This is a genomic window from Streptomyces sp. NPDC090119 (assembly GCF_044747085.1).
Taxonomy (GTDB): domain Bacteria; phylum Actinomycetota; class Actinomycetes; order Streptomycetales; family Streptomycetaceae; genus Streptomyces.
The window spans coordinates 453,803-471,611 of sequence record NZ_JBIVDK010000001.1 but is presented as its reverse complement, the minus strand read 5'-3'; the positions used below and the strand labels follow the sequence as shown (position 1 = coordinate 471,611).

Sequence of the window (17,809 nt, the reverse complement as noted above, 5' to 3'; positions counted from 1 at the left end):
GGAGCGTACGAAGGGGAAGCAGTGAGCGAGCCGTTTTCCGTCCGGATCACCGTCCGCGGGTACGAGACCGACACGCAGGGCCATGTGAACCAGAGCGTCTACATCAACTACGCGGAGCACGCTCGCTGGTCACTGCTGCGGGCGGCGGGCATCAGTCAGGCCGGGCTGGTCGGCGGGGGTGTGGGACCGGTCGCCCTGGAGACGACGATCCGCTACCGCCGTGAACTCCTCGCGGGCGACGAGATCGTCGTGACCTGCTCCTTCCTGTGGGGCGAGGGCAAGACGTTCCGGATCGAGCAGACGGTCGGCAAGACGGACGGCACCCTGGCCGCCGAGATCACCTCGGTCGGTGGCCTGATGGACCTGACGGCCCGCAAGCTGGTGCCGGACCCTCGGGAGCACTTCCGGAAGCTCGCCTCGGACCCGGCCCTGTTCGGTCTGTGAGCACGGGGCCGGGAGCCCCCTGATCAGTCCCCGGCGGCGATCCGGGCGAGCCGGCGGGCCTGTTCGCGGGTCGTGCGGGCGAGGCGCTCCTCGTCCACGTGCAGCAGCGCACTGTCCGCCACGATCTGCCGCCCGCCGACGAAGGAGGCCGTGACCGGGGCGGGAGCGCCGAGCACCAGGGCGGCCACCGGGTCGGCGATGGAGGCGTGGGCCAGGGTGTCCATGCGCCACAGGACGAGGTCGGCGAGCTTGCCGGGTTCCAGGGAGCCGATCTCGCGGGCGCGGCCGAGGACCTGGGCGCCGCCGTAGGTGCCGAGGCGGAGGGCCTGGCGGGTGGTGAGCGCGGATTCCCGGTGCGGGCCGAGGCGGTTCAGGAGGAGCGCGTTGCGCAGCTCGGTGTGGAGTTCGCCGGACTCGTTGGAGGCCGTGCCGTCGACGCCCAGGCCGACCGGTACGCCCGCCGTCAGCAGGTCCGGCACCCGCGCGATCCCGGCCGCCAGCCGGGCGTTGGACGACGGGCAGTGGGCGACACCCGTGCCGGTGCGGGCGAAGGCGTCGATGTCGGAGTCGGTCATGTGGACGCAGTGCGCCATCCACACGTCCTCCCCCAGCCAGCCGGTGGACTCGAAGTACTCGGTCGGGCCCATACCGAACAGCTCGTGGCAGAACTTCTCCTCCTCCACCGTCTCCGAGCCGTGGGTGTGCAGCCGCACCCCCAGCCGCCGCGCCAACTCCGCTCCCTGCTTCATCAGTTCGGTGGAGACGGAGAAGGGCGAGCAGGGTGCGATCGCGACCTGGGTCAGCGCGCCGAAGGAGGAGTCGTGGTGTGCGCGGACGGTGGCCTCGGTGGCGGCCAGCGCCTCGTCCAGGCTCTCCACCGCGAAGTCCGGCGGCAGCCCGCCGTCCGACTCGCCCCGGTCCATCGAGCCGCGGGCCAGGGTGAAGCGGACGCCGGTGTCGCGGGCGGCGCGGACGATGGCGCCGGACAGGTCTCCGGTGCCGCGCGGGTAGACGTAGTGGTGGTCCATGGCGGTGGTGACGCCGCCACGGGCCATCATCGCCAGCGACCCCCGCGCGCCCGCGGACACCATGTCCTCGTCGATGCGCGCCCAGGTCGGGTAGAGGGCCACCAGCCAGTCGAAGAGGTTGTGGTCGGTGGCCAGACCCCGGGTGAGCCACTGGTAGAAGTGGTGGTGGGTGTTGACCAGGCCGGGGGTGGCCAGGTGGCCGGTGGCGTCGATCCGGCGGGTGACACCGGTCAGCCCCTCGGGGGCCGGGCCCGCGCCGACCGTCTCGATCCGGTCGCCGGAGAGGACGAGGTGTCCCGTGGCGTACTCGGTGTCATCGGCGTCCACGGTGGCGATCGCGCAGTTCTCGATGACGATGCGCTCGGCTGCTGCCACGGTTCGTCCTTCGCTCTCAGAGGTCTCGCGGAGGTTGCTCAGAGGTTGCTCAGAGGTTGGTGAGGTCCACCGGGATCGCCGCCTCGCGGCCCTCGCGGAGGACGGTCGCCTCGATCAGGCCGTAGGGCCGGTCGGCGGCGAGGTACACCTCGTTGTCGTTGGTCAGCCCGAAGGGCGTGAGGTCGGCCAGGAAGTGGTGCTTGTTCGGCAGGGAGAGCCGGATCTCGTCGACCTCGGCCCGCTCCCCGATCACCCGCGCGCCCATCTCGTACAGGGTCTGCTGGAGGGAGTACGAGTAGGTCCCGGCGAAGGCTTCCAGCAGGTGGCGCCGGGTCTCGGTGTAGGAGGCGTCCCAGTCGGGGGCGTCGCCGTCGCCGGTCCAGCCGTACCGCCAGCGGGCGTTCACCTCGGTGGCCAGGACGCGGTCGTACGCCTCGGGGAGGGTGGTGTACTCGTCCTTGGCGTAGCCCCAGAACTCGGAGTCGGTGGAGTTCAGCACCACCAGGTCGCCCAGTCCGGAGATCACCTGCCAGGAGGTGCCGTCGTAGGAGACCTGGGCGTGCCGGACCTCCTGGCCCTTGCGGACGAAGGAGTGGCCGCCGTCCTCCGCGCCGATCCGGTCCCAGGCGTACTCCTCGATCCGGATGCGGGCGGTGCGGATCGCCTCCTGGGAGGTGACGAAGTGCCGGGCGAGGTGGATGCCGAACTGCTCGGCGGACTCGATGCCGTATCGCTGGGCGAACGCGTACACCGTGTTCTTGGTGGTGTCGGTCGGCAGCACGTGGGCGTTGGAGCCGGAGTAGTGGACGTCGTCCATGTCGCCGCCGAGGGTGACCGAGACGTTGAGGTCCTTGATGTGGTGGGTGGCGCCGTCGCGCGTGATCCGGACGACCCGGTTCTCGGCCTTGCCGTACTGGTTCTGTGCCAGGACCGCGGGCCCGGCCGGGCGGGACGTTTCTGCCATGGGTGCTAGCTCCCTCGGTATACGGAGTAGCCGAACGGGCTGAGCAGCAGCGGGACGTGGTAGTGCTCCCCGGCCCGGACGGCGAAGGTGACGGTCACCTCCGGGAAGAACGCGTCCCCTCGCTCAGCCAGGTACGGCTCCACGGCGAAGTCGAGCCGTACCTGCGCGGTTCCCTCGGGCGGGGTCGGCAGATCGCGGCAGCGGCCGTCGGCGTCGGTGGCTCCCTCGCCGAGGGGCTGCCAGTCGGCGCCGGAGCCGGTGCGGGCCGAGAGGTGGACGGTGACGCCCTGGGCGGGGCGGCCGAGGGAGGTGTCCAGGATGTGGGTGGACACGGAGGCGGTGGTGGTCATGGTGCGGGCGTCCTTCAGGCGACGAGTCGGGCGAGGCGGATGCGGTTGATCCTGCCCAGTTCGGCGCGGGCGGTCTCCCGTTCCCGCTCCGGCGTGTTGCCGAGCCGCTCGATCAGGGCGTCCCGCAGCTGCTCGGCGGACAGGCCGGTGGCGCAGATCAGGAAGACATGGCCGAAGCGGTCCTGGTAGGCGAGGTTCAGTTCGAGCATCTCGGCGCGCAGGGCGTCGGAGGCGTCCGCCATGCCGCGCTGCTCCCGCGTGGAGGCGGGGTCGCCGGGTTTCGGGCGGCCGATCGGGGGGTGGCCCGCCATGGCCTCGGCCAGGTCGTCGGCGCCGAGTCCGGCGAGGGCCGCGTCGGCGGCGAGGTACAGGTCGTCCGGGGTGGCGTACGGGCGGGCGACGAGGAGCAGGCGGGCCCAGGCGGCGGAGGCGCACACCTCGGTGAGGGCGGCGAGCGCGGCCTCGTCCCCGAGGGCGTTGAACCGGGCCAGGCCCAGGGGGGTGGCGGGCGATGTCACGGGCGCCTCCGTGGCCGCGAGGGCCGTCGTGCCGGACGGGGTGCCGTCAGCTAACGCCTCACGGCGACGGCACGTCAACACTTTGTTGAAAATTCTGGGTTACCTGCCCCGGACGGCCGCCCGGACCCGGCGCCCTTCCCCTCAGCGGCCCTTCTCCCGGTGCAGGTAGTTGTAGATGGTGAACCGGCTGACGCCGAGCGCCCCCGCCACCGTCTCCACCCCGTGTCGCACCGTGAAGGCGCCCCGCGCCTCCAGCGTCCGGACGATCTCCTGCTTGGCCTTGCGGTCCAGCTCGGCCAGCGGCCGCCCCTCCCGGCGCTCCAGCGCGGTGAGGATGTGGTCGAGGGACTCCGCGAGCTGCGGCAGCCGTACGGCGACGACATCGGCGCCCTCCCAGGCCAGCACCACGTCGTCGGGGCCCGCCTCGCCCGGCGGGAGCAACTCCCCGCCCATGGCGTCGACAAGGGGTCGCACGGCCGCGAGGAAGGGCTCCTCGGCGGTCACCTACCGCCCTCCCCGACCACGTTGACCTGGAGGGATATCCGGGTCGCCCCGGCTTCCAGGCTCCGCCGCAGCAGCGCGTCCACGGCGCTGAGCACGCCGTCCGCGCCGCCCTCGGCCATGGTGCCGAAGGGCCCGACGTCCACGGTGTCCAGGCCGCCGCCCTCGACCACCTCGCGGGCCGCCACGGCGTGCGCGGGCGGGACGTCCAGGTCGAAGGGTTCGGTGGTGAACTCCACTCGCAGTCTCAACTGTGCCCCCAGGTCTAGGTCGTACGACCTTAGCCCCGGTCGGCCCCGCGGGGGCGCTCCCCGCGGGGCCGGAGGGGGATCACTCCGGCAGGTCTCCCGTCGCCCAGTCGGTGTCGGGTGCGGTGGTCAGGGTGAAGTCCAGCCGTCCGCCGTCGCGCGCCTCGGCCGAGGTGAGCCAGGAGCGGGTCACCGGGTGCCCGTCACGGCGTACGGCGCCGATGAAGACGTGGGTGTCGTCGGCCTCGGGGGCGGTGATGACGAGGTCGGTGCGGCCCGGCCGGTCGACGGTCGCCTTCGGGAACACCGGGGTGCCGAGCAGCAGGGTGGCGCTGCCGGGGGTCTGCGGGTAGAGGCCGAGGGCGGAGAAGACGTACCAGGCGGACATGGTGCCGAGGTCGTCGTTGCCGGGGAGGCCGGTGGGGCCGGTGCCGTAGACGGTGTCGAGGATCTGGCGCACGGTCGCCTGGGTCTTCCAGGGCTGCCCGAGCGCGTTGTAGAGCCAGGGGGCGTGGATGCCGGGCTCGTTGGTGGGGTCGTAGCGCAGGGGGTCGCCGCCGCGTACGGACCAGGAGCCGTCCGGGGTGTGGAAGAAGCCGTCGAGCCGGGTCGCGGCGGCGCTCCGGCCGCCCATCGCGTCGGCGAGGCCCTGGACGTCGTGCGGCACCATCCAGGTGTAGGTGGCGCTGGTGCCCTGCGCGAACCCGAGGTCGCTCGCCGGGTTGAAGGGGGTGACCCAGGTGCCGTCGAGTTTGCGGGCCTGGATGTAGCCGGTGCCGGGGTTGAAGACGTTGCGCCAGTAGGCCGCGCGGTCGGTGAAGACCTGTGCGTCCTCGTCCCGGCCGAGCTGCCTGGTCCACCGGGCGAGGGAGAAGTCCGCGACCGCGTCCTCCAGGGTCTCCGCCGCCCCGCCCCAGCAGTGGCAGGCGTCCTGGGGTGCGTAGTGCGAGACCAAGTACTGGGCCAGGTTCGGGCGTTGACCCTCGCACTGGCCGGGGCAGCCCGCGTCGGAGAGGTCGTCCGGGGTGGGGACGGTGGCCTGGCGGACCAGGGAGGCGTAGGCACCCCGGTAGTCGAAGTTCCGTACGCCCATGGCGTAGAAGGTGGCCAGGGTGGCAGCGGACGGGTCGCCGGTCATCACATGGGTGGCGCCGCTGATGTGCACCCAGCGGTCCCAGACCCCGCCGTTCTGCCGGGCGAAGTTGTACAGCGACTGCGCGAAGTCGCCCGCCACCGTGGGCCGCAGCAGCGCGAGCAACTGGATCTGCGCCCGGTACTGGTCCCAGCCGGAGAAGTTGCTGTACTGCGCCCGCTGCCCGCGCGCCAGCCAGTGCACGGCCTGGTCCATGCCCCAGTAGCGGCCGTCGGTGTCGCTGATCAGGTTGGGCTGCATCAGGGAGTGGTAGAGCGCCGTATAGAACGCGGTACGCCGGGCCGGGCTCCCGCCCTCGGCGCGTACGGTGCTCAGCTCGCGGTCCCAGTCCCGCGCCCCCGCCTCGGCCACGTCGGCGACGCTCGCCCGCGCGGAGATCTCGTGGCGGAGGTTGGCCTCGGCGCCCGCGAGGCTGACGTAGGAGATGCCGATCCGCATGTGGACATCGTTGTCAGCCGCCGGGTCGAAGCCGACCCAGCCACCGGAGCCGCGTCCGGCGCGGTCGGCGCCGGTGGCGTAGCCCTCGCCGCCGGAGGCCGTGGTGGAGCCGGGCGACAGGGTGCCGTCGTGCCAGGTGCCGGTGGTGGCGAAGGCGCGGTCGAAGGTGGCGCTGAAGTGCAGCCGGTAGTAGCTCTTGCGGTTGTTGGTCCCGCCGTTGGCGCGGCGGCCGCAGAACGCGCCGGTCAGCACCCAGCCGGTCACCTTGCGGTGGGCGGCGTCGATGTCGATGTGCGCGTCCTCGCTGCCGTTGAGCGAGTTGGACACGCGGAAGAGCAGGCTCGCCGGGCGGTCGGCGGGGAAGGTGAAGTCGGCGACCCCGGCCCGCCTGCTCACCGCGAGGTCGGCCGAGGCGCCGGAGGCGAGGCCGAGGGTGTAGCGGCCGGGTACGGCCTTCTCGTCGGCGTGGGAGAAGTCCGCCGCGTAGACGGCGTCCTTGGTGTCGGCGGACGGGGAGGTGGTGATGGCACCGGTGAACGGCATGACCGGGATGTCGCCCGCCGCGCCGGGATTGCAGCCCGCGCCGTTGACATGGGTGAGGCTGAGGCCGCGTATCCGGGTGGTGTTGTAGGCGTACCCGTTGGCCGCGCCCGTGCTGGTCTGGTCGCCGGTGGTGCTGGTGGGCGACCAGGCGATCATGCCCTGGGGCAGGGTGGCGCCGGGGAAGGTGTTGCCGCCGTTCGCGGAGCCGATCAGCGGGTCCACCAGCGACGACAGCCGCTCCGGGCCGCTCGCCGCGAGGGCCGGGAAGGGGGCCGCCACGGCGAGCGCGGTGGTGACGGCCGTGACGGCCGATCTCGTGCCGAGCCGTCTCGCGGCGCGTAGGAGGGCGTGGCGCATGCGTCGGGTCTGCCTTTCCGTGGAGGACAGGGGCGCCGCGAGGCTAGAAGCACGGCCGGTGCGGGGGAAGAGGGCGGGGGCCACGATCGGTGAAACCTGGGCGAACTCTCGGCCCCGGCCCGCTCCCTCCTGGAACCTGGGCGAACTCGGCCCCGTCCCACTCCACCCGGCCCCTCGCCCATGGCCGAGTAGCGGCGCCGCACGATCCGCAGGACGCTGAACCCATGGCCGATCCGACATGGCATCCGCACATCGTGGTCCACCCCCCGGCCCTCGACGGCTCACGCCGGGTCACCGAGGGCGAGGTCACCCTCGGCCTCGCCTCCCACCTGGACGATGTGATCGAGATCCTCCGGCTGGCCGACCTGGACCGTATCGAGGTCGAGGAGAGCGACCTGATCGACTGGCTGGGCGGCGGCCCGGACGACTGGCCGGGACTGTCCGAGCACGAGCTGTGAGGCGTCCGGTCGGCCCGGGCCGCCGGGCTCCCGGCGCCGGGAGTCAACCTCAAATCAACCTCTGAAGACCGCCCGAAAGGCTTCAACCGGCTCCGGAAACGGGCAGATTGAGGGTGCGAGGTCCCGCCGGGACGGGGGTGGCGGGTCTTGCGCACGGGGGACTTGTGGGGCGCGGTCCGGCCGTCAGGCCACGGGGGTGACCGCGCCCCACGAGCACGTCAGGAGCCGTGGCTCCGGCGCAGCTCGACCTTGCGCACCTTGCCCGACACCGTCATGGGGAAGGCGTCCAGGAGCTGGAGCCTGCTCGGGATCTTGTAGTGGGCCAGCCGGTCCCGGCAGAAGGCGCGCAGTTCCTCCAGGGTGAGCGGGTCGGCCGGGTCGAGCGGGATGACGCAGGCGAGGACCTCCTCGCCGTAGCGCTCGTGCGGTACGCCGACCACCTGCACGTCCCGGATCTTCGGGTGGGCGTAGAGGAACTCCTCGATCTCGCGCGGGTAGATGTTCTCGCCACCCCGGATGATCATGTCCTTGATGCGGCCGACGATCTCCACATAGCCGTCCTCCCGCATGACGGCGAGGTCGCCCGTGTGCATCCAGCGACCGGTGTCGATGGCCTCGGCGGTCTTCGTGGGCTCCTCCCAGTAGCCGAGCATGACGCTGTAGCCACGGGTGCACAGCTCGCCGGCCTCGCCGCGCGGCACGGTGTTGCCGGTGGCCGGGTCGATCACCTTGACCTCCAGATGGGGCAGGACGCGGCCGACGGTGCCGGTGCGGTGCTCGAGGTCGTCCTCCACGCGGGTCTGGAGGGAGACGGGTGAGGTCTCCGTCATGCCGTAGCAGATGGACACCTCGGCCATGTGCATCTCGGCGACCACCCGCTTCATCACCTCCACCGGGCAGGGCGAGCCCGCCATGATGCCGGTGCGCAGGGTGGAGAGGTCGTACTCGGCGAACCCGGGGAGGTTCAGCTCGGCGATGAACATCGTGGGCACCCCGTACAGCGAGGTGCAGCGCTCCCGCTGGACGGCGTCCAGGGTGGCCGCGGGCTCGAAGGACGGGGCCGGGATGACGATGCAGGCGCCGTGCGAGGTGGCCGCGAGGTTGCCCATCACCATGCCGAAGCAGTGGTAGAAGGGGACGGGTACGCAGATCCGGTCCTGCTCGGTGTAGGCGACCAACTCGCCGACGAAGAAGCCGTTGTTGAGGATGTTGTGGTGGGAGAGGGTGGCGCCCTTCGGGAAGCCGGTCGTGCCCGAGGTGTACTGGATGTTGATCGGGTCGTCGCAGGACAACTCGTTCTCGCGGGAGCGCAGTTGCTCTACGAGGACCTCGGTGCCGAGTGCCGTGAACTCGTCCCAGCTCGGGTCGCCGAAGTACACCGTCCGCTTCAACTCAGGTACAGAAGGCCGGACTTCTTCCACCATCGCCCGGTAGTCGCTGCCCTTGTGCTCGGTGGAGGCGAACAGCAGGGAGACCCCGGCCTGGCGGAGGACGTACTCGACCTCGTGGGTGCGGTAGGCCGGGTTGACGTTGACCATGATCGCGCCGACCTGCGCGGTGGCGTACTGGACGAGCACCCATTCCGCGCGGTTGACCGCCCAGACGCCCACCCGGTCGCCCTTGGCCACCCCGCAGGCGAGCAGCGCGCGGGCCAGCCGCTCGACGTCGGCGGCGAACTCGGCGTAGGTCCAGCGGCGCCCGGCGGGGACGTCGACCAGGGCCTCCCGGTCGGGCCAAGTGGCGGCCGTGCGGGCCAGGTTGGCGCCGATGGTGTCGCCGAGCAGGGCGGTGGTGCCGGTGCCGTGCGCGTAGGAGAGGGTCACCGGAAGTCCTCCTCGCGGTACTCGTCCGCCGAGCCCGCGGCCGTGGCCTCGCGCAGCTCGATACGGCGGATCTTGCCGGACACGGTCTTGGGCAGCGGCCCGAACTCCAGCCTGCGCAGCCGTTTGTAGGGCGCGAGCACCTCGCGGGAGTGCTCGAAGAGCACCTTGGCGGTGCCGGGTCCGGGCTCCCAGCCCTCGGCGAGGACGACGTACGCCTTCGGTACCGCGAGCCGGAGTTCGTCGGGCGCGGGGACGACGGCCGCCTCGGCCACCGCCTCGTGCTCCAGCAGCGCGCTCTCCAGCTCGAAGGGGCTGATCTTGTAGTCGCTGGCCTTGAAGACGTCATCACTTCGCCCGGTATAGAAGACATATCCGTCTTCGTCGCGGGAGCCGATGTCGCCGGTGCGGTAGTAGCCGTCGGCCATCGCCTCGGCGGTGCGGTCGGGGTCGCCGTGGTAGCCGGTCATCAGGCCGACGGGGCGGGCGGTGAGGTCGAGCGCGATCTCGCCCTCGGTGGCGCCGGGCGCGCCGGTGACCGGGTCGAGGAGTTCGACGCGGTAGCCGGGGCTGGGCCGTCCCATGGAGCCGGAACGCAGCTCCTGGCCGGGGCTGTTGGAGATCTGCACGGCGGTCTCCGTCTGCCCGAAGCCGTCCCGTACGGTGACGCCCCAGGCCCGGCGGACCTGTTCGACCACCTCGGGGTTGAGCGGTTCCCCGGCGGCGACGGCTTCGCGGGGCGGGGTGGCGAGCTGGGTGAGGTCGGCCTGGATGAGCATCCGCCACACGGTGGGCGGCGCGCAGAAGGTGGTGACGTGGGCCCGGTCCATCTCGGCCATCAGCCGGGCGGCGTCGAAGCGGGAGTAGTTGACGACGAAGACGGTCGCCTCGGCGTTCCAGGGTGCGAACAGGTTGGACCAGGCGTGCTTGGCCCAGCCGGGCGAGGAGATGTTGAGGTGCACGTCGCCGGGCTTCAGCCCGATCCAGTACAGGGTGGCGAGATGGCCGACCGGGTACGAGGTGTGGGTGTGCTCGACCAGCTTGGGGCGGGCGGTCGTCCCGGAGGTGAAGTACAGCATCAGCGGGTCGGCGGCGAGGGTCGGCCCGTCGGGGAGGAACTCGGCGGGGAGCGCGTAGGCGTCCTCGTACGGCTCCCACGCCTCCTCGGGCAGGCCGCCGACCGAGATCCGGGTGTAGGTGCCGGGGACCTCGTCGAACTTCGCGGTGTCCTCGGCGCGCGCGATGACGTGCGCGACCTCGCCGCGGTCGACCCGGTCGCGCAGGTCGGCGGGGCCGAGCAGCGGGGTGGCCGGGATGACGACGGCACGCAGCTTCATCGCGGCGAGCATGGTCTCCCACAGCTCGGCCTGGTTGCCGAGCATGACGAGGACCCGGTCCCCGGCGCCGACGCCGAGTGCCCGGAGGTGACTGGCGACGCGGTCCGAGCGGTCGGACAGTTCGGCGAAGGAGAGCCGGGTCTCGGTGCCGTCCTCCTCGACGATGTGCAGGGCGGTGCGGTCGTTGCCGTCCGCGATCACGTCGAACCAGTCCAGCGCCCAGTTGAAGTGCTCGAACTCGGGCCAGCGGAAGCCCTCGTAGGCGGCCTGGTAGTCCTCCCGGTGCTCCAGCAGGAAATCGCGGGCGCTGCGGAACAGCTCCGTCGGGGTCGTCATCCGTCTCCTCCTCGCTGCCGCGGTCGTCCACCACCGGGCGCACTCCCGCGTCCCGGACCATTGCCGGGCGGCTCTCCCCCATCGTCTAATCCGTGATGCGGGTCTCACCACCCCCGAACGGGGGTGGCGGCACGAAGGAGCGAGAAGGTGGCAGCAGATGCCGTGGCGACGGCGGAGATTCGGGGCGCGCTGGCCGGGCTGCGGCGTGCGACGGGGCTGCCGGTCGCGTTCGGTGGAGCGGTCGGCCCCGGCGCCGCGCAGATCCGGATCAGCGAGCTGAGCGGCACCGCGACCGGCGCGCTGCGCTCGCTGGTGGTGATCTCCGGCACCGGGCTCGGCGGCCGGGCGGTGGCGCTGGGCCGGGCCTGCGCGGTGCCGGACTACGTCGGCTCCCGGCGGATCAGCCACGAGTACGACGCCCCGGTGGCCGCCGAGGGCCTGCGCTCGGTGTGCGCGGTGCCGCTGGTGGTGCGGCACCGCGTGCGCGGGGTGCTCTACGGCGCGCTGCGCACCGCTCAGCCGCTGGGCGACCGGGCGCTGGACGGGGCGGTGGCGGCGGCCCGGGAGGTCGAGCGGGCGCTCGCGGTACGGGACGAGGCGCGGGGGCTGCTGGCCGCGCTCCGGCCCGCCGCGGCGGCCGTACCGGAGCCGGGGGCGGGGCGGGAGCACGTACGGGAGGCGCATGCGGCGCTGCGGGCGCTGGCCCCGCGCATCACGGACCCGGACTTGCGGGCCGAACTGCTCGCGGCCTGCGACCTGCTGACCGCGCCCTCCGCGGGCGGGAGCCCGGCGCTGGCGCCGCGCGAGCTGGACGTGCTGACCTGGGTGGCGACGGGCGCGACCAACGCGGCCGTCGCCGACCGGCTGGGCCTGCGCCCGGAGACGGTGAAGGGCTATCTGCGCGCGGCGATGCGGAAGCTGGGCGCGCACACCCGGGGGGAGGCGGTGACGGCGGCTCGTCGGGCCGGGGTCCTCCCCTAGGGTCGGAACCGGACACTCCGGTCTCTGGCAAGCGCCGCCGAAACATGCCATTCACATAGGACCGCTTTGAATTTCCGGATGCTTGACGGGCTGTTATTTCCCTCACGACGACTTCTCGACGAATTCCGCCCTCCGTTGCCTAGAATTTGGCCCGGACACGACACACGAGGGGAGCGGGCGAACCGTGCGACGGGACTTCCAGGAGCCTGCCCGATGCCGCCCCGACCTGCTCATCGGCCGCGAGGAACTGTTCGCCGACGCGAAGGAACAGCTCGCCTCGGGCGGCAGTGTGCTGGTGCACGGCCCGGCCGGAATAGGGAAATCGACCTTCCTGCGGGCATTGGCCGAGGAATACGGCGCCACCGCGCACACCGTGTTGCGCTGCTCGGCGACCGAGTCCGAATCGCATCTGCCCTTCCTCGCCCTGGCCGACCTCCTCGGGCTGGTCCTGGACGAGATCGCGCCCCACCTCCCCTCGGCCCAGCTGACCGCGCTGGAATCGGCGCTCACCGGCCGGGGCGAGTCCAGCCTCCAGCGCGACGGACTCGCGCTGCGGCTGGCGGTGCTCTCCGCGCTGCGCGCCCTCGCCGCCCGCGGCCCGGTCCTGGTCGTCGCCGACGACCTTCAGTGGCTGGACCCGGCCAGCGCCGAGCTGCTCGGCTTCGCCGCCCGCCGCCTGGAGGGCACCCCGGTGCAACTGCTGTGCGCGGTACGCACCGAGGGCCCGGAGAGCCAGGAGTACGACCGCCAGCTGCGCGCCTGCCCGCCCGACACGGCCGCCGTACGGCTGGGCCCGCTCAACCGCGCCCAGGTGGCCCGGCTGCTCGACCACCGGGGGCACGGCGCGCTGCCCCGGTCCACGGTCCGCGAGATCCACCGCACCAGCGGCGGCAACCCGCTGTTCGCGCTGGAGCTGAGCCGCGCGCTCGCCGACAGCCCGACCCCGCCCCGCCCCGGCGAGCCGCTGCCGGTGCCGACCTCGCTGCGCGCCCTGGTGCTCAGCAGGCTGGACATGCTCTCGGTGGAGGCCCGCCGCACCCTGCTGGTGGCCAGTGCGGGCGCCCGCCCCACCCCGGCCCTGCTGCACGCGGCCGGGCGGGAGAACGCCGAGGCCGAGTGTGCCCAGGCCGCCGAACTCGGCCTGCTCGCCACCGAGCCGGAGGCCCCGGCCGTACGGTTCGCGCACCCCCTGATCTCCGCCGCCCTGTACGCCGAGGCCCCCGCGCCGGAGCGGCGGGCCGCCCACGCCGCGCTGTCCACCGCCGCCTCCGACCCGATCGAACGCGCCCGGCACCTGGCGCTCGCCACCACCGGTACCGACCCCGAGGTGGCGGCGAAGCTCGCCGGGGCCGCGACCCTCGCCCGCGACCGGGGCGCGCCCTCCGTCGCCGCCCAGCTGGGGCTGCTGGCCGCGCGCCGTACCCCGGCCGACGGCGTGCCCGGCGCGGAGGAGCGGCGGCTCACGGCCGCCGAGGACGCGATCACCGCGGGCGAGGTCGATCTCGCCCGGGACATCGCGCACGAGGTGCTGAGCCGGACCGCCGTGCCCGCCGAACGGGTGCGGGCCTGGATCGTCGTCATCGACACCGCCGGGCACACCATGGCCGAGGTCGACGCCGTCTTCCCGCAGGCGCTCGCGGACGCCGGGCAGGACCCCCGGCTGCTGGCCCTGGTCAACTACCAGCTCGCCTGGCGCGCGCTCATCGTGCAGGGCGACTTCACCGAGGCCCGTACGGCGGCCGCGCACGCGGCGGCGCTGGCCGAGCACGGCGGCGACCGGCGCACCGAGCTGCTGGCGCTCGCCTTCCAGGCGCAGACGGAGACCCTGATGGGCCATCCGGAGGCGCCCCGCACCATCAAGCGGGCCCTGCGCGAGCCGCAGGACGCCTCGGTGGCCTGCCATCACAACGGCGCGGGCAGCGCCCGGTTCCGCTGGCTGGTCATGGGCGACCGGCTGGCCGAGGCGCGCGGCACGGTGACCGCGCTGCTGGGCGAGGTGCGGCGGCGCGGCTCGGTGGAGAGCGAGGTGCACTTCCTGCGCGGGCTCGCGGAGACCGAACTGCACGCCGGGAACTGCGGGCGCGCCCTGGAGGTGGCCCGCGAGGGGCTGCGGCTGGCGCGGGACTCGGGGATCGGGGAGACCGCGTCCGCGATGCTGACCTCGCTGGCCGAGGCGTCCGGCGGGGACGTGGAACGGGGGCTGGCGCTGGCCCACGAGGCGGTGCAGCAGGCCGAGCAGGACGGCGACCAGATGTACCTGTCGCGGGCGCTCGCCGCGCTCGGGTACGCCCAGCTGGTGGCCGGGGACGCGGCGGGCACGGTCCGTTCGCTGCGCCGGGTACGCCTTCTGGAGCAGGACCTCGGCATCACCGACCCGGCGCGCGGCCGCTGGCACGGCGATCTCGCGGAGGCGCTGGTCCGGATCGGTGAACCGGCCGAGGCGCAGGACCTCATCGACACCAGCCGCCGGCATGCCGAGCGGCTCGGCCGGGCGAGCGTGCTCGCCGTCCTGGACCGGGCGGAGGCCGTGGTGCGGGCGGCCCGCGGCGACCGGGAGGGGGCGCTGACCCGGTTGACGTCCGCTCAGGACCGGCTCATCGAGCTGGGCTACGGTCTGGAGGCGGCCCGCGCCGCGTTCGCCCTGGCCCAGCTCCGCGCCCGCTCCCCCGAGGGCGCCCGCCGCAGGGGCACGGCGTACGACGAGGCGACCCGGCTGTTCCGGCGCTGCCGGGCGCTGCCCTGGCTGCGCCAGGTGGACGAGGCCCGTACCGCGCCCGAGCCCGCGCAGCCGGTTCCGGCGCCGGACGCCCCGGAGGCGCTGGACGCGCTGGCGGGGCTGGCCGCGATGGAGCGTCAGGTGGCCGCGCTGGTGATGGAGGGCGCCACCAACCGGGAGATAGCCGCACGGCTGTTCGTGAGCGTGAAGACGGTGGAGGCGACCCTGACCCGGGTCTACCGGAAGCTGGGTATCCGCTCACGGGTGGACATCGTCCGATTGGCCGCAGGTCGCCGCGCGAAGTGACGGCACGCCCGGTTAACTGAGCCGGACCGAGGGTTTTCCCTCCCCTGACCCCCTAGGGGGTTCCCTCATTGGGAGGCGGCAGTTCCGGGTCCTAGCGTGAGGGGCGTGCCGCTCGCCGGGCACACGGGTTCGGGTTCCTTCCGCTCTCCGCTCCACCGGAGTCGGGGGTGCCCCGTCCCCGTGCACCACCCCCCACACCCGCGCGACCCCCACCGGCAACCCCACCTGAGGAGACTCATGTTCGGGCTCAGACGTGCCAGAAAGACCGCCGTGACCGTGCTGGCGACCGCCGCCGCCGCGGCGACCGCGCTCGTGGCCGCCCCCGCGGCGAGCGCCGCGCCCCAGCCCATCGTGGGCGGCACGACCACCACCACGACCGCGTACCCGTACGTCATGCAGATCACGGACGCGTCCGGCAGCCAGTTCTGCGGCGGCACCCTGGTGTCCGCCAAGAAGGTGGTCACGGCGGCGCACTGCATGGTCGGCGAGTCGACGAGCAGCGTCCGGGTGGTCGGTGGCCGCACCTATCTGAACGGCACCAACGGCACGGTGAGCCGCGTCAGCAAGATCTGGATCAACCCGGACTACACGGACGCCACCAACGGCGACGACGTGGCCGTGCTGACCCTGTCGACGTCGATGCCGTACACCCCGGTGTCCTACGTCTCCTCCTCCCAGACGAGTGTCTACGCGGCCGGGACCACGGCCCGCATCCTCGGCTGGGGCACCACCTCGGAGAACGGCGGCTCCTCCAACCAGCTGCGGACCGCGACGGTGCCCACCGTGTCCGACTCCAGCTGCCGCAGCTCCTACGGTTCGGACTTCGTCCAGTCCGACATGGTCTGCGCCGGACTCACCTCCGGCGGCGTCGACACCTGCCAGGGCGACAGCGGCGGTCCCCTGATCATCGGGGGCGTCCTGGCAGGGATCACTTCCTGGGGCGAGGGCTGCGCGGAGGCCGGTTACCCGGGGGTCTACACCCGGCTGACCACCTTCTCCAGCCTGGTGACCGCGCAGGTCAACTCGTGACCCGGAAGATTTCCCGAGCACGCTCGGGTGCCTGACCAGGGGGGCGCTGCGAGCCTCCACGAGCGGTCCGCAGCGCCTCCCTATCCAACGCCCCCAGGGGACACCCCCCGGGGGCGCGCCCATGGGCGCACGCGGTCCCGCGTGCGCCGGTGGCACTCCGGTCCATCCGCCGGGCAGGTGACCCGCCGGGGTGAACCTCCAGGTGGCGGACGGCGATTACCTACGATCGTGGCGTGTCCCTCTTCACGCTCGAACGCACCGTCCCGCTCTCGCTCGACGAGGCGTGGCGCCGACTCACCGACTGGCCCCGGCACGGCGACGTGGTGCCGCTCACCCGGATGACGGTGACGACGCCCCCGCCGACCGGGGTGGGCACCCGCATCCTGGCCCGTTCGGGGGTGGGCCCGCTGGTCTTCGACGATCCGATGGAGGTCACCGTGTGGTGTCCGCCGCTGGACGACGAGCCGGGGCTGTGCCGACTGGAGAAGCGGGGCCGGGTGGTCCTCGGCTGGGCGGAGATCGAGGTACGGCCGGGGCCCGGCGGACGGACCCGCGTGCTGTGGCGGGAGGAGCTGCGCGTGTCGTTCCTGCCGCGCGCCTTCGACGGCGCGGTGACGGGCGCCGCCCAGTCCATGTTCGGGCGCGCGGTGAACGGGCTGCTCCGGCGCGAGTGAGCGGTCGGTCCGTACGGCCCGTGACCGCGACCGTCCCGTCGTGCGAGCACGGGCCGGAACGGCTTTCGCGCGCGCTCAGGCGAGCGAGCCCACCCGGACGGGGAGGTCGCGGTGGATCGGGGTGTGGGCGCCGGTCAGGGAGATGCCGGTGCCGCCGCGCCGGGCGGCGACGATCTCCGCCGCGATGGACAGGGCCGTCTCCTCCGGGGTGCGGGCGCCGAGGTCGAGCCCGATCGGCGAGCGCAGCCGGGCCAGTTGGCGGTCCGTGACGCCCGCCTCGCGCAGCCGCTCCAGCCGGTCGAGGTGGGTGCGCCGGGAGCCCATCGCGCCGACGTAGGCGACGGGCAGACCGAGGGCCAGCCGGAGCAGCGGTACGTCGAACTTGGGGTCGTGGGTGAGGACGCACAGCACCGTGCGGGCGTCGGTCGCGGTGCGCTCCAGGTAGCGGTGCGGCCAGTCGACGATCACCTCGTCGGCCTCGGGGAACCGGGCGCGGGTGGTGAACACCGGCCGGGCGTCGCACACCGTGACGTGGTGGCCGAGGAACTTGCCGACGCGGACCAGCGCGGCCGCGAAATCGACGGCGCCGAACACGATCATCCGGGGCGGTGGGACGGCGGACTCGATCAGGACGGTGACCGGGGAGCCGCAGCGTGCGCCGCGCGCACCCACCTCCACGGTGCCGGTGCGGCCCGTGTCCAGGAAGGCGGCGGCCTCGGCGGCGATCGTACGGTCGAGGTCCGGGTGGCCGCCGAAGCCGCCGTACGGGGTGCCGTCGCTCTGGACGAGCAGGGCGCCGCCTAGCAGGTCGGGCGGGCCCGCCGTGATCCGGGCGAGTGCTACGGCCCGGCCACTGGAAGCGGCGGCCAGCGCGGCGGCCAGCACCGGGCGGTGACGGCTGTCGGCGCGGACCGGGACCACCAGCACGTCGATGGTTCCGCCGCAGGTCAGCCCCACGCCGAGGCCGTCCTCGTCGTCGTAGCCGAAGCGCTCCAGCACGGGCCTGCCGTCCACCAGGGCCTGTTGGCACAGCTCGTACACCGCGCCCTCCACACAGCCCCCGGAGACCGAGCCGACGACCCGGCCCTCGGTGTCGACCGCGAGGGCGGCGCCGGGGCTGCGTGGGGCGCTGCCGGTGACGGCGACCACGGTGGCGACCGCGAAGTCCCGGCCCTCGGTGGCCCACGCGTTCAGTTCCTCGGCGATGTCCAGCATCCGACGGCCTCCTGACGC

The 17,809-nt window shown here is 73.2% G+C and carries 16 protein-coding genes; 6 read left to right on the top strand and 10 right to left on the bottom strand.

What is annotated here, in order from left to right; genetic code table 11:
- The first annotated feature begins 21 nt into the window (after positions 1–21).
- A complete protein-coding gene (locus tag ACIPPM_RS02070; protein ID WP_401442030.1) occupies positions 22–444 on the top strand; it encodes an acyl-CoA thioesterase in 423 nt (140 codons plus the stop codon).
- A gap of 23 nt (positions 445–467) precedes the next feature.
- On the opposite strand, the gene ACIPPM_RS02065 is transcribed toward ACIPPM_RS02070, so the two are convergent.
- The 7 genes from ACIPPM_RS02065 to ACIPPM_RS02035 form a co-directional block, all read right to left on the bottom strand.
- A complete protein-coding gene (locus ACIPPM_RS02065; protein WP_401442028.1) occupies positions 468–1,847 on the bottom strand; it encodes an 8-oxoguanine deaminase in 1,380 nt (459 codons plus the stop codon).
- Between the two features lie 49 nt (positions 1,848–1,896).
- On the bottom strand, positions 1,897–2,811 hold the full coding sequence (gene pucL / locus ACIPPM_RS02060) for a factor-independent urate hydroxylase (RefSeq protein WP_401442026.1): 915 nt from the start codon (positions 2,809–2,811) through the stop codon (positions 1,897–1,899).
- 5 nt (positions 2,812–2,816) lie between these two features.
- Entirely contained in the window at positions 2,817–3,161 is a 345-nt protein-coding gene (gene uraH, locus ACIPPM_RS02055) for a hydroxyisourate hydrolase (protein WP_401442024.1), read from the bottom strand.
- A gap of 14 nt (positions 3,162–3,175) precedes the next feature.
- Positions 3,176–3,679 (bottom strand): 2-oxo-4-hydroxy-4-carboxy-5-ureidoimidazoline decarboxylase, encoded by a 504-nt coding sequence (uraD, locus tag ACIPPM_RS02050; RefSeq protein WP_401442022.1) that lies wholly within the window; start codon positions 3,677–3,679, stop codon positions 3,176–3,178.
- A gap of 141 nt (positions 3,680–3,820) precedes the next feature.
- Positions 3,821–4,132 carry a helix-turn-helix domain-containing protein gene (locus ACIPPM_RS02045; protein WP_401444122.1) on the bottom strand — a complete coding sequence of 104 codons (312 nt, stop codon included), beginning with the start codon at positions 4,130–4,132 and terminating at the stop codon, positions 3,821–3,823.
- Between the two features lie 47 nt (positions 4,133–4,179).
- Positions 4,180–4,431, bottom strand: a complete 252-nt coding sequence (locus tag ACIPPM_RS02040) for a hypothetical protein (protein WP_135792424.1) — start codon at positions 4,429–4,431, stop codon at positions 4,180–4,182.
- 79 nt (positions 4,432–4,510) lie between these two features.
- Complete coding sequence (locus ACIPPM_RS02035; RefSeq protein WP_401442020.1) at positions 4,511–6,919, bottom strand: GH92 family glycosyl hydrolase; 2,409 nt, start codon at positions 6,917–6,919, stop codon at positions 4,511–4,513.
- 224 nt (positions 6,920–7,143) lie between these two features.
- On the opposite strand from ACIPPM_RS02035, the gene ACIPPM_RS02030 reads away from it, so the two are divergent.
- Positions 7,144–7,377 carry a hypothetical protein gene (locus tag ACIPPM_RS02030; RefSeq protein ID WP_393592076.1) on the top strand — a complete coding sequence of 78 codons (234 nt, stop codon included), beginning with the start codon at positions 7,144–7,146 and terminating at the stop codon, positions 7,375–7,377.
- 218 nt (positions 7,378–7,595) lie between these two features.
- On the opposite strand, the gene ACIPPM_RS02025 is transcribed toward ACIPPM_RS02030, so the two are convergent.
- Together ACIPPM_RS02025 and ACIPPM_RS02020 are read right to left on the bottom strand one after the other, a co-directional pair.
- Positions 7,596–9,200, bottom strand: coding sequence for an AMP-binding protein (locus ACIPPM_RS02025; RefSeq protein WP_401442017.1), 1,605 nt, complete (start codon positions 9,198–9,200; stop codon positions 7,596–7,598).
- Positions 9,197–10,870: an AMP-binding protein gene (locus ACIPPM_RS02020; protein ID WP_401442015.1), complete on the bottom strand. Its 1,674-nt coding sequence runs from the start codon at positions 10,868–10,870 to the stop codon at positions 9,197–9,199. Before ACIPPM_RS02020 ends, ACIPPM_RS02025 begins: the two co-directional genes overlap by 4 nt.
- Positions 10,871–11,017: 147 nt before the next feature.
- Between ACIPPM_RS02020 and ACIPPM_RS02015 the strand changes: the two genes are divergently transcribed.
- The 4 genes from ACIPPM_RS02015 to ACIPPM_RS02000 all read left to right on the top strand — a co-directional run bounded on the left by ACIPPM_RS02015 (position 11,018) and on the right by ACIPPM_RS02000 (position 16,576).
- Positions 11,018–11,851 carry a LuxR C-terminal-related transcriptional regulator gene (locus ACIPPM_RS02015; RefSeq protein ID WP_401442013.1) on the top strand — a complete coding sequence of 278 codons (834 nt, stop codon included), beginning with the start codon at positions 11,018–11,020 and terminating at the stop codon, positions 11,849–11,851.
- A 184-nt stretch (positions 11,852–12,035) separates the two neighbouring features.
- Complete coding sequence (locus ACIPPM_RS02010; protein WP_401442011.1) at positions 12,036–14,873, top strand: ATP-binding protein; 2,838 nt, start codon at positions 12,036–12,038, stop codon at positions 14,871–14,873.
- A gap of 237 nt (positions 14,874–15,110) precedes the next feature.
- The gene (locus tag ACIPPM_RS02005; protein WP_401442009.1) at positions 15,111–15,902 is read left to right on the top strand and encodes a S1 family peptidase; all 792 of its coding nucleotides are present in this window, start codon (positions 15,111–15,113) and stop codon (positions 15,900–15,902) included.
- Between the two features lie 233 nt (positions 15,903–16,135).
- Positions 16,136–16,576: an SRPBCC family protein gene (locus tag ACIPPM_RS02000; protein ID WP_389002434.1), complete on the top strand. Its 441-nt coding sequence runs from the start codon at positions 16,136–16,138 to the stop codon at positions 16,574–16,576.
- Between the two features lie 75 nt (positions 16,577–16,651).
- Here ACIPPM_RS02000 and ACIPPM_RS01995 read toward each other — a convergent pair whose 3' ends face one another.
- Positions 16,652–17,791: an XdhC family protein gene (locus tag ACIPPM_RS01995; RefSeq protein WP_401442007.1), complete on the bottom strand. Its 1,140-nt coding sequence runs from the start codon at positions 17,789–17,791 to the stop codon at positions 16,652–16,654.
- Between the last annotated feature and the right edge of the window lie 18 nt (positions 17,792–17,809).

Coding starts and splice junctions, on each gene's coding strand:
- ACIPPM_RS02030 (WP_393592076.1), top strand. CDS start 7,144: ATGGCCGATCCGACATGGCATCCGCACATCGTGGTCCACCCCCCGGCC.
- pucL (WP_401442026.1), bottom strand. CDS start 2,811: ATGGCAGAAACGTCCCGCCCGGCCGGGCCCGCGGTCCTGGCACAGAAC.
- uraH (WP_401442024.1), bottom strand. CDS start 3,161: ATGACCACCACCGCCTCCGTGTCCACCCACATCCTGGACACCTCCCTC.
- ACIPPM_RS02020 (WP_401442015.1), bottom strand. CDS start 10,870: ATGACGACCCCGACGGAGCTGTTCCGCAGCGCCCGCGATTTCCTGCTG.
- ACIPPM_RS01995 (WP_401442007.1), bottom strand. CDS start 17,791: ATGCTGGACATCGCCGAGGAACTGAACGCGTGGGCCACCGAGGGCCGG.
- ACIPPM_RS02045 (WP_401444122.1), bottom strand. CDS start 4,132: ATGGGCGGGGAGTTGCTCCCGCCGGGCGAGGCGGGCCCCGACGACGTG.
- ACIPPM_RS02005 (WP_401442009.1), top strand. CDS start 15,111: ATGTTCGGGCTCAGACGTGCCAGAAAGACCGCCGTGACCGTGCTGGCG.
- ACIPPM_RS02035 (WP_401442020.1), bottom strand. CDS start 6,919: ATGCGCCACGCCCTCCTACGCGCCGCGAGACGGCTCGGCACGAGATCG.